This window comes from Pseudomonas sp. NDM, assembly GCF_003105095.1.
In the GTDB taxonomy this organism is placed as follows: Bacteria; Pseudomonadota; Gammaproteobacteria; order Pseudomonadales; family Pseudomonadaceae; genus Aquipseudomonas; species Aquipseudomonas moraviensis_A.
In genome coordinates this window covers 79,210-90,097 of the sequence record NZ_QETJ01000009.1, presented here as the reverse complement: position 1 = coordinate 90,097, position 10,888 = coordinate 79,210, and the positions used below count along the sequence as shown (strand labels likewise).

Genomic DNA, 10,888 nt, shown 5'->3' with positions numbered 1-10,888 from the left:
GGACACCGACCGTGTCGTGCGCCTGGGCCGATCTCCATCTGTCTCTGGCGAAGAAGCCGGAAGTGTACTGCGGCATGGGCGGCCCCGGTGTTCGCTTGCCGGCGAGCCTGGCAGCCAACTAACCCCTGAAATCAAGAGATCGCAGCCGTCGGCATCTCCTACAGGGAAACGCATTTCAACTGTAGGAGCTGCCGAAGGCTGCGATCTTTTGATCTTGCTGTTGATCAGCTCTCGGCAATCAGCCAATCCATCTGCCAGCCGCCCTGGGTCTGCCCCAGCGTCTTCGACAGCCACGGCAGCAACTCACGCAACTCTTCCTCCAGCCCCCACGGCGGATTGGCGATCGCCAGCCCGGAACCGTTCAGGCTGTTCGGCGTGTCCAGCGGATGCACGAGCAACTCGACACGCAGCAGCTTCGGCGCACCCGTGCCGGCCAGATCCTGATAGAAGCGCCGCAGTGCACGCTGATCCTTCACCGGATACCAGATCGCAGCTACGGTCTGGCGCATACGGCCGATGGCTTCTTTCATCGACGCCGCACAGCGCTGCATCTCGTCGAGCTGCTCGAACGGCGGATCGATCAGCATCACCGCGCGCTTCTCCTGCACCGGCAACATCGCCCGCGCCACATGCCAGCCCTCGCCCAGATGCACTTTCACCCGACGATCACCGGCCATGTTGTCCTTGAGCAACACACCGTCTTCGGGGTGCTTCTCGTTGAGCATCACCCGATCCTGCGGCCGGGTCAGACGCCGCGCCAGCTCGGGCGAACCCGGGTAGTAGCGCAACTGGCCATCCGGGTTCATCTCGTGCAGCACCTTCATGTAGTCGGCGGTCAGCGCCGGCAGGTCCGGCTGATCCCACAACCGCGCGATGCCTTCCAGGTACTCGCCGGTGCGATTGGCCTGATCGCCCTGCAAGTCATACAGACCAATGCCGGCGTGCGTGTCGAGATAGGCAAACGGCTGCTCCTTGCGCGACATCAGGGCGATGAGGCGGGTCAAGGTCAGGTGTTTGAACACATCGGCGTGATTGCCGGCATGGAAGGCGTGACGATAATTCATGGCTGCTCCTGCGAGGGCCGCAAAGTTTACCTTTTACCGGGCGGCAAGTCAGGGGTTCGCAGCCGAGCGGGCCTCAACATCAAAAGATCGCAGCCTTCGGCAGCTCCTAAATGGGATAGGCGCTCACTCTGCAGAAAGCTGCGATCTTTTGATCTTTTTCAGGCGGGTAAGCTGCGCAGGCGCTTGCCGATGACGTCCAGCACATCACAGCCATCGCGCAATGGGATGGCGCACAGCAGGGCGAAGTCGCTGAGGATCACGGAGTCGCATTCGATCGAGCCGCGCATGCACATGTTTTCCAGGACCTGGGCCACGGCGCGAATGCGGTAGTTGGCGGCGTCCATGAGGATGTCGAGGGGCACGTGGGTGTCGATGAACAGGCTGGGCATGTCGCTGCAATTGCCGGTCAGGGCCATGAAGCGGTTGTCGGGGTGAGGTTCGATTTTCTTGTAGGGCGGATCATGTTTTGTCGTTGTCATTCTTGGCATCCCTGAAGTTCTGAGTGGAGCCGCCATTGACCTTCCTACGGGTTTGGGTGGCAGCCATGTGCGGGAGTAGGAACTGAGAACTCCAAATCAGCCACGTCGAAACGTGTCCCGCACACAGCCGCCGTCAACTTCTCATGAATACGTTTTGACCCTCGTATTCAGCCTGCGGCGCTTGTGCACTTCAGAGTTCGGGATCCTACCCCCTGCCACCACTCTCGCAGTGACAACGAAAAGACTATCCCTGCAACCCACCGCGCACCAGTTCATGAAAACCGCCGCAATTCGAAGGAAACGTCCGAAGCGTTTGCCCCGAAATTTCACTCTGCCTCTGCCAGCAAAAACTCCAGAAGCGCTGATCGTGACGAATCTTCCGACATCGATGATTTGAAAAACTGCCCGACCTTGCAGCGCAGCACCGCCTCGGGAAACGCCTCGAACACGGCCGGTTGCTCCTCGCCTAGCCATTGCAGAACATTCGCGACGCGAACGCTTTCATCGGTCTGCGTCAACACCCGGTCCGGCACCCTCCACCACGGAAAGACTCGCCCCGAAACCAGCGCCCGGCCGCCGATTTCAACGGCTTTGCCATTGATCAAGCCTCGCGAAATCACCGGCAGCAACTGCGCCGGATTGACCTCATCGACCTGCAATAGAGGCAGCAGATACCGCCCATCCCAGAAGCGAAAAAACACTGGTTTACCGTCCGGCATCAGCACTTGAGTCAAGCTGCGGAAATGCTCGACCAGCGCTTCCAGATCCGCCGAAGACACCGCCAGCCACCCCCAATCCCGCGAGTCGGTTTGTGCCACCCAACGTAAAAACTCACTGTCCGCAGCGACAATTCCCACGTAAGGCATCACCGCGTCCCACTCGGCATAAATCGTCTCGGCCCAGATCGGATCAGCCGTGCCCCGCCAGGCCGCAAAAACATCGGCATCACTGGCGCGGCTGAAAATTGCGAACAGTTGCTCCGACGCGTGCAGCGGCTGACGCGCCAGCCACTGTTCGGGCGTCAATTCTTCAGACTGCACAAACACCGTCCTTACAACGTTCACACTCTTCGCAGAACGGCGCATCGCCCTTGAAACTCATGATTTGTGCGGCGGTGAGGATGGCTGCCGGCGCGGCGAGTTTTTCCACCAGTCCCGGCACCACTGGCGCAGCGCTGGTCGCCAGCATCGGCGCGCCGCCCACGACAATCGGTACGCTGCTGAAAATCCCGCCGGGGCCGATATTGATCCACTGCCCGCCCGCCTGAATCGTCGCACTCGCGCCGCCATCGATGACCACTTGCTGGCCCGCGCTTATATGGATCTGCGCAGAAGCGCTGGTCGCCTGGCTGTTCACCCGAACCTGCTGGTCGCCGAGTACGGACAAATGGTCATCCTGCCTGACCTCGGTCTGCCGCCGACCATGGGTGATGCGTTGCTCGTCGGCCTTGAGTTCATGGCGGACAGTGCCGGCGACGACCACACTGCGCTGATTATCGACCTGCAGTTGCTGGTCGTTGAGTACGTGCTGGGTCCAGTTGCGCTGGGCACGCAGGTAGATTTCCTCGGCGCCCTTCTTGTCCTCGATGCGCAGTTCGTTATACCCGCCACCGCCGGGGCTGCTCTGGCTGCGGAAAATGCTGCGGGTCTTGTCCGCCGGCAGGTCCAGCGGCACCGGGGTCGCCGCATTTGGCAGGCAACCCATGACCAGCGGCTTGTCGGCATCGCCATCGATGAAGCCGACCAGCACTTCCATTCCGACTCGCGGAATCAACACGCTGCCGTAGTGATCGTGGGCCCAACCGGCCGCGACACGTAGCCAGCAACTGGAGTGCTCGTTCAGCTCGCCATCGCGATCCCAGGCCAGTTGGACTTTGACCCGCCCGTATTCATCGCAATGGATTTCCAGGTCTTTCGGACCAGTGACAACGGCGGGTTGGTAACCGGACATGCGCGGTTTCTCCGGCCCGAGCGCCGGACGATAGAACACGTCCCACGGTGTGGCCACGAAGGTATTGCGGTAACCCTGGAACGATTCGCCATCGCTGGTCACCGATTCCTCGAGCACCTGCGGCTGACGGCCCCGGTGTTCAACGGCAGTGAGCAACCACAGATCATTCCAGTCGCTGCGCGGATGTTCGGTGAGCTGCAGGAAATGTCCGCAGACCAATGCGGATTCGTCGCTGCGGCCTTCGGCCTGACGGTAGTCAGCGACGTGCCGTTCCAGCGCTCGCCGCGCCAGGTGCTTGCCGGTTTCGCGATCATTGAATTGCCCGGGGAAGTGGTAGTCCTCCAGCACCGGACGTTGTTCGCCGTCGCTGCGGCCTTGCAGAGACAGGCGTGGTCTTTCGAAATTGTAGTCACGCCGGGTGACGACACTGGTGCGGGTTTCCACGCGCACGTTGAAACGTTGAATCGCCGGCGCGCCAGCCGACATGCCGCTGCCCGGCAGATACAGCGTCGGCTCGGGCAGTTTCGGGAACACGGTCTGGTCGTCGCCGAAGACCAGAAAATGGCCTTCGGGGCTGTGTTGGAAGTGGTAATGAATGCCGACCTCGGCACATAGACGCTGGATAAAGGCCAGATCGCTTTCAGCGTATTGCACGCAGTATTCGCGCTCCGGGTATTCGCTGCCGAGGCGAAATTCAAAGGCATCGCGCAGGATCGAATGGTCCTTGAGAATCCGAGTGACGATTTGCGGCACGCTCTGGTGCTGGAAAATCCGTTGGTTGATGCGATGCCCAAGATACGTCAGACGCGGGACGAGGCTGAGGTGATAGCGTGTCAGACGCTTCGCGGAATCGCCCTGCCCGACCTGATAAATCTGACCATGAATGCCGGAACCCTGAGCATCGAAACTCAGAAACGCCTGACTATGCAGCAGGCTTTCCAACTCCAGATCCGGCCGCTCGCTGACCAGTTCCAGCTCGAAGCGAAAAGGCTGGCTGATGGCCTCCCTGCCGGTGAATTCAAGGACCTTGAGGTCATGCTGGGTGCCTTCGAGGGTCAACGTGAAACGCGGTTGATTGGCAGGGGCGAACATCCGATGTCTCTCTGCAGAATGAAGGGCGGGCGATTCTGCATGAGGGGCAAGGGGGGATGAGCAGGTGACGGGAAATTCAGAATTGCCCTACGTGGTTTGCTGAAAGCCCTTCGGAACGTCACGCCTTTAACTACAGACATATCCCTTAAACTCACCATCGTCCCACTGTAGGAGTGAGCCTGCTCGCGATAGCGGTGTCTCTGCGACATCGATGGTGAATGTCAGACCGCTATCGCGAGCAGGCTCACTCCTACAGAAGATCGCAGTGAACCGGAGAAATCACAGGCACAAAAAAAACGGCCCGCCTCCTGTAGGAAACGGGCCGTTTTCGTGTGAGCCGGAGCTCAGCGCATTACTTGTTCAGGTGGAAATCCTTCTCCGCCGCTTCGAAGCGCTGCACCATTCCGGCTGTCGGCGCGCCGAGCTTGCTGACGATGTAGATGGCCAGGCTGGCGAAGATGAAGCCAGGGATGATTTCGTACAAACCCATCACTTCCCAGTGTTTCCAGGCTACAACGGTGATCGCGCCGACCAGGATACCGGCCAGTGCGCCGTCTCGGGTCATGCCTTTCCAGACCACCGAGATCAGCACAACAGGGCCGAACGCAGCGCCGAAACCAGCCCAGGCGTAGGACACCAGGCCCAGTACGCGGTTATCCGGGTCAGCGGCCAGTGCGATAGCGATAAGTGCTACCAGCAGCACCATGGCGCGACCGACCCAGACCAGCTCGACCTGGGACGCGGTTTTACGCAGGAAGGTCTTGTAGAAGTCTTCGGTCAGGGCGCTCGAGCACACCAGCAATTGGCAGCTCAGGGTGCTCATCACAGCGGCGAGAATCGCCGACAGCAACACACCGGCAACCCATGGGTTAAAGAGGATTTTCGCCAGTTCGATGAACACACGCTCGTGGTTCTCGGTCACCGGGCCAGCCACCTCCGGGTGCGCCGAGAAGTAGGCGATACCGAAGAAGCCCACGGCCACGGTGCCGCCCAGGCACAGGATCATCCAGGTCATGGAGATGCGACGGGCATTGGCGATCGATTTCACCGAATCCGCCGCCATGAAACGCGCGAGGATGTGCGGCTGACCGAAGTAACCCAGGCCCCAGCCCAACAGCGAAATCACACCGATGAAGGTGGTGCCCTTGAGCATGTCGAAGTTGCTTGGATCGTTGGCTTCGATGGCCAGGAACGTGGTGTCGACGCCGCCGGTCGCCAGCAGCACGATGATCGGCGTGAGGATCAGTGCGAAGATCATCAGCGTGGCTTGTACCGTGTCAGTCCAGCTGACTGCGAGGAAACCGCCGACGAAGGTGTAGGCAATCGTCGCCGCCGCACCGGCCCACAGCGCTGTCTCGTAGGACATGCCGAAGGTGCTTTCGAACAGACGCGCACCCGCGACGATGCCGGAAGCGCAGTAGATGGTGAAGAACACCAGGATCACCACCGCCGAGATAATCCGCAGCAGGCCGCTTTTATCTTCGAAACGGCTGGAGAAATAGTCCGGCAGAGTCAGGGCATCGCCGTTGTGCTCGGTCTGCACCCGCAGACGGCCGGCGACGAACAGCCAGTTCAGATAAGCACCGACGATCAGGCCGATGGCGATCCAGCTTTCGGACAGACCGGACATGTAGATGGCGCCCGGCAGGCCCATCAGCAACCAGCCGCTCATGTCCGAGGCACCGGCGGACAGCGCAGTTACCACGCTACCGAGGCTGCGACCGCCGAGAATATAGTCGGAAAGGTTGTTGGTGGAGCGATAGGCCATGAAGCCGATCAGCACCATTGCTGCGATGTAGATCACGAATGTGATCAAGGTTGGATTGCTAACGCTCATTAAGTTACGCCCTGGCTTTGTTTTTATGTAGCGGCGGTGGTGAACCGCTCGCAAACGACGACGTTTGGCAGACGATCCGGGATCCCGCGCATTTAAGACTGATGTTTCCCCAGGAAAGCCATCAGCCGGTACACCGGGTTATTCCCGGTTGCACCTTGGCGGCGAATGCTATGCAACAAAGCAAATAAGGTGCAACCAGTTTCGCCAGAATCAGTTGCACCTAGTCGGAATATTCGAAGAGCAGCGTGTTTTTGCTCCCTTTTGTGGCAGTCAACGCTGGTTGGTAGAAGCAAAAGCACCAAGCAGGAGCGGCACTTTCGTGCCAGAAATTATTTCCTGACGAGCTGCGAATTATTCCGACAAAAAAAGGGTTGCACCCGGTTGCACCTCATTCGGCGCACGGCTAATCTTGCGGCCAGCTGATGCCACGCAACTGTGGCAACCATGAGGATAAAAATATGGCTACCACCACCCTTGGGGTCAAACTTGATGACCCGACCCGCGAGCGCCTCAAGGCTGCCGCAACCTCGATTGATCGCACGCCGCACTGGCTGATCAAACAGGCAATTTTCAATTACCTGGAAAAGCTCGAGGGTGGTGCAACCCTGACCGAGTTGAACGGTTTGACCGCCAAAGATGCCGATGACGCAGGCGAAGTGCAGACCGATCACGCTCACCAATGTTTCCTCGAATTCGCCGAAAGCATCCTGCCGCAATCGGTTCTGCGTGCCTCGATCACCGCGGCCTACCGCCGTCCTGAGCCGGAAGTGGTGCCGATGCTGATCGAGCAGGCGCGCCTGCCGGCTCCAATGGCCGAAGCCACCAACAAACTCGCCGCGACCATCGCGGAAAAACTGCGTAACCAGAAGAGTGCCGGCGGTCGTGCCGGTATTGTTCAGGGCCTGCTGCAGGAATTTTCCCTGTCGTCCCAGGAAGGCGTGGCGCTGATGTGTCTTGCCGAAGCGCTGCTGCGTATCCCCGACAAGGGCACTCGCGATGCGCTGATCCGCGACAAGATCAGCACCGGCAACTGGCATCCGCACCTGGGCAACAGCCCTTCGCTGTTCGTCAACGCGGCGACCTGGGGCCTGCTGCTGACCGGCAAACTGGTTTCCACCCACAATGAAGCCGGCCTGACTTCTTCGCTGAGCCGCATCATTGGCAAGAGCGGCGAGCCGATGATCCGCAAGGGCGTCGACATGGCCATGCGCCTGATGGGCGAGCAGTTCGTCACCGGCGAAACCATCGCCGAAGCACTGGCCAATGCGAGCAAGTTCGAAGCCAAGGGCTTCCGTTATTCCTACGACATGCTCGGTGAAGCGGCACTCACCGAAGTCGACGCGCAGAAATACCTGGCGTCTTACGAACAGGCGATCCATTCGATCGGCAAAGCGTCCCACGGTCGTGGGATTTATGAAGGTCCGGGCATTTCCATCAAGCTCTCGGCGCTGCACCCGCGCTACAGCCGTGCGCAATACGAGCGCGTCATGGACGAGCTGTACCCGCGTCTGCTGTCGCTGACCCTGCTGGCCAAGCAATACGACATCGGCCTGAACATCGACGCCGAAGAAGCCGACCGCCTCGAGCTGTCGCTGGATCTGCTCGAGCGTCTGTGCTTCGAGCCGCAACTGACCGGCTGGAACGGCATCGGTTTCGTTATCCAGGCTTATCAGAAGCGTTGCCCGTACGTGATCGACTACGTGATCGATCTGGCCCGTCGCAGCCGTCATCGCCTGATGATCCGTCTGGTAAAAGGTGCGTACTGGGACAGCGAAATCAAGCGCGCCCAGGTCGAAGGCCTGGAAGGCTATCCGGTCTATACCCGCAAGGTGTACACCGACGTTTCCTACATCGCTTGCGCACGCAAACTGCTGTCGGTGCCGGAAGTCATTTATCCGCAGTTCGCCACGCACAACGCCCACACCTTGTCGGCGATCTATCACATTGCCGGTCAGAATTATTACCCGGGCCAGTACGAATTCCAGTGCCTGCACGGCATGGGCGAACCGCTGTACGAACAGGTTGTAGGCAAAGTATCCGAGGGCAAGCTGAACCGTCCGTGCCGCGTGTACGCTCCGGTCGGCACCCACGAAACCCTGCTGGCGTACCTCGTGCGTCGTCTGCTGGAAAACGGCGCCAACACCTCGTTCGTCAACCGCATCGCCGACCAGTCGATTTCGATTCAGGAACTGGTGGCCGATCCGGTGGCGCAGATCGAGCAGATGGCGACCGTGGAAGGTGGTTTCGGTCTGCCGCACCCACGCATTCCGCTGCCGCGTGACCTGTACGGTGCCGAGCGTGCCAACTCCAGCGGCATCGACATGGCCAACGAACATCGTCTGGCTTCGCTGTCCTGCGCTCTGCTCGCCACCGCGCATAACGACTGGAAAGCCGCGCCGATGCTCGGTTGCGCGTCCAGCAACGAAACGCCGGTTGCCGTGCTGAATCCGGCCGATCACCGCGATGTGGTTGGTCACGTGCAGGAAGCCACCGTCGAAGACGTCGACAACGCCATTCAGTGCGCGCTGAACGCCGCGCCGATCTGGCAGGCCACGCCGCCGGCCGAACGTGCAGCGATTCTGGAACGTGCCGCTGACTTGATGGAAGGTGAAATCCAGCCGCTGATGGGCCTGCTGGCTCGCGAAGCCGGCAAGACCTTCGCCAACGCCATCGCCGAAGTCCGCGAAGCCGTCGACTTCCTGCGCTATTACGCAGTGCAGGCGCGCAACGATTTCAGCAACGACGCCCACCGCCCACTGGGTCCGGTGGTGTGCATCAGCCCGTGGAACTTCCCGCTGGCGATCTTCAGCGGCCAAGTCGCTGCGGCATTGGCTGCCGGCAACCCGGTACTGGCCAAACCTGCGGAGCAAACCCCGCTGGTCGCCGCGCAAGCCGTGCGCTTGCTGCTCGAAGCCGGGATTCCGGAAGGCGTGCTGCAACTGCTGCCGGGGCGTGGTGAAACGGTCGGCGCTGGTCTGGTAGGTGATGAGCGCGTCAAAGGCGTGATGTTCACCGGCTCGACCGAAGTCGCGCGCCTGCTGCAACGCAACATCGCTGGGCGCCTAGACAGCCAGGGCCGGCCGATTCCACTGATCGCCGAAACCGGTGGCCAGAATGCGATGATCGTCGACTCCTCGGCACTCACCGAACAAGTCGTGATCGACGTGGTGTCGTCGGCTTTCGACAGTGCCGGCCAGCGTTGCTCGGCCCTGCGGGTACTGTGCTTGCAGGAAGACTCCGCCGATCGCGTCATCGAAATGCTCAAGGGTGCCATGGCTGAAAGCCGCCTCGGTAACCCGGAGCGCCTGTCCGTGGACATCGGCCCGGTGATCGACGCCGAAGCCAAGGCTGGCATCGACAAGCACATCCAGGGCATGCGCGATAAAGGCCGCAATGTTTACCAGGTAGCGATTGCCGACAGCGAAGAGGTCAAGCGCGGCACCTTCGTCATGCCGACCCTGATCGAGCTGGAAAGCTTCGACGAACTGCAACGCGAAATCTTCGGCCCGGTACTGCACGTGGTGCGCTACAAGCGCAAAGAGCTGGATCAACTGATCGGTCAGATCAACGCCTCCGGTTACGGCCTGACGCTGGGCGTGCACACGCGCATCGACGAAACCATCGCCAAGGTGATCGACAACGTCAACGCCGGTAACGTCTACGTCAACCGCAACATCGTCGGTGCCGTGGTCGGCGTGCAGCCATTCGGCGGCGAAGGCCTGTCGGGTACTGGCCCGAAAGCCGGCGGCCCGCTGTATCTGTACCGCCTGCTGTCGACGCGTCCTGCTGACGCCATCGAACAATCCTTCGCTCGCGGTGACGCCATCGTCGCCCCGGACGTGCGCTTGCGCGATGCCATGAGCCAATCGTTGAACGCCCTGAAAGCCTGGGCCGACAACAACAAGTTCGCCGACCTGAGCACCCTGTGCGTGCAATACGCGGCGCAATCTCAGAGCGGCATCACCCGCGTGCTGGCCGGTCCGACCGGCGAGAAAAACAGCTACGCGATCCTGCCGCGCGAGCACGTACTGTGCCTCGCGGAGGTTGAAGGTGATCTGTTGACGCAACTGGCCGCGGTGCTGGCGGTGGGCGGTTCGGCGGTATGGCCGGAATCCGAGCAGACCAAGGCCTTGTTCGCCCGTCTGCCGAAGGAAGTCCAGGCGCGGATCAAGCGCGTTGCCGACTGGAACAAGGACGAGGTGGTGTTCGACGCAGTGCTGCATCACGGCCATTCCGACCAGTTGCGCGGCGTCTGCCAGCAGATCGCCCAGCGCGGCGGCGCGATCGTTGGGGTTCAGGGCCTGTCCCAGGGCGAGACCAACATTGCCCTGGAGCGTCTGGTGATCGAGCGGGCATTGAGCGTCAACACCGCTGCGGCGGGGGGTAATGCCAGCTTGATGACCATCGGATAAAAGCAGCTACAAGCTTCGAGCGAAAAGCTGCAAGCTGCAAGCTGCAAGCTGCAA

General features: G+C 60.7%; 6 protein-coding genes. 1 reads left to right on the top strand and 5 read right to left on the bottom strand.

The genetic code is table 11. The features are described 5' to 3' along the window. Positions 1-224: 224 nt before the first annotated feature. From DCO47_RS04410 to putP, 5 genes are all read right to left on the bottom strand, one after another. Positions 225-1,064, bottom strand: a complete 840-nt coding sequence (locus DCO47_RS04410) for a 23S rRNA (adenine(2030)-N(6))-methyltransferase RlmJ (protein ID WP_116657553.1) — start codon at positions 1,062-1,064, stop codon at positions 225-227. A 158-nt stretch (positions 1,065-1,222) separates the two neighbouring features. Next, the gene (locus DCO47_RS04405; RefSeq protein WP_116657552.1) at positions 1,223-1,543 is read right to left on the bottom strand and encodes a hypothetical protein; all 321 of its coding nucleotides are present in this window, start codon (positions 1,541-1,543) and stop codon (positions 1,223-1,225) included. Between the two features lie 326 nt (positions 1,544-1,869). After that, positions 1,870-2,583: a DUF4123 domain-containing protein gene (locus tag DCO47_RS04400; RefSeq protein ID WP_116657551.1), complete on the bottom strand. Its 714-nt coding sequence runs from the start codon at positions 2,581-2,583 to the stop codon at positions 1,870-1,872. Next, positions 2,573-4,585 carry a type VI secretion system tip protein TssI/VgrG gene (gene tssI, locus DCO47_RS04395; protein WP_116657550.1) on the bottom strand — a complete coding sequence of 671 codons (2,013 nt, stop codon included), beginning with the start codon at positions 4,583-4,585 and terminating at the stop codon, positions 2,573-2,575. The genes DCO47_RS04400 and tssI overlap by 11 nt, the downstream gene beginning before the upstream one ends. 352 nt (positions 4,586-4,937) lie before the next feature. After that, positions 4,938-6,422, bottom strand: coding sequence for a sodium/proline symporter PutP (gene putP, locus DCO47_RS04390; protein WP_065615468.1), 1,485 nt, complete (start codon positions 6,420-6,422; stop codon positions 4,938-4,940). A gap of 458 nt (positions 6,423-6,880) precedes the next feature. Between putP and putA the strand changes: the two genes are divergently transcribed. After that, a complete protein-coding gene (putA, locus tag DCO47_RS04385) occupies positions 6,881-10,834 on the top strand; it encodes a trifunctional transcriptional regulator/proline dehydrogenase/L-glutamate gamma-semialdehyde dehydrogenase (RefSeq protein WP_116657549.1) in 3,954 nt (1,317 codons plus the stop codon). Positions 10,835-10,888: the final 54 nt, after the last annotated feature.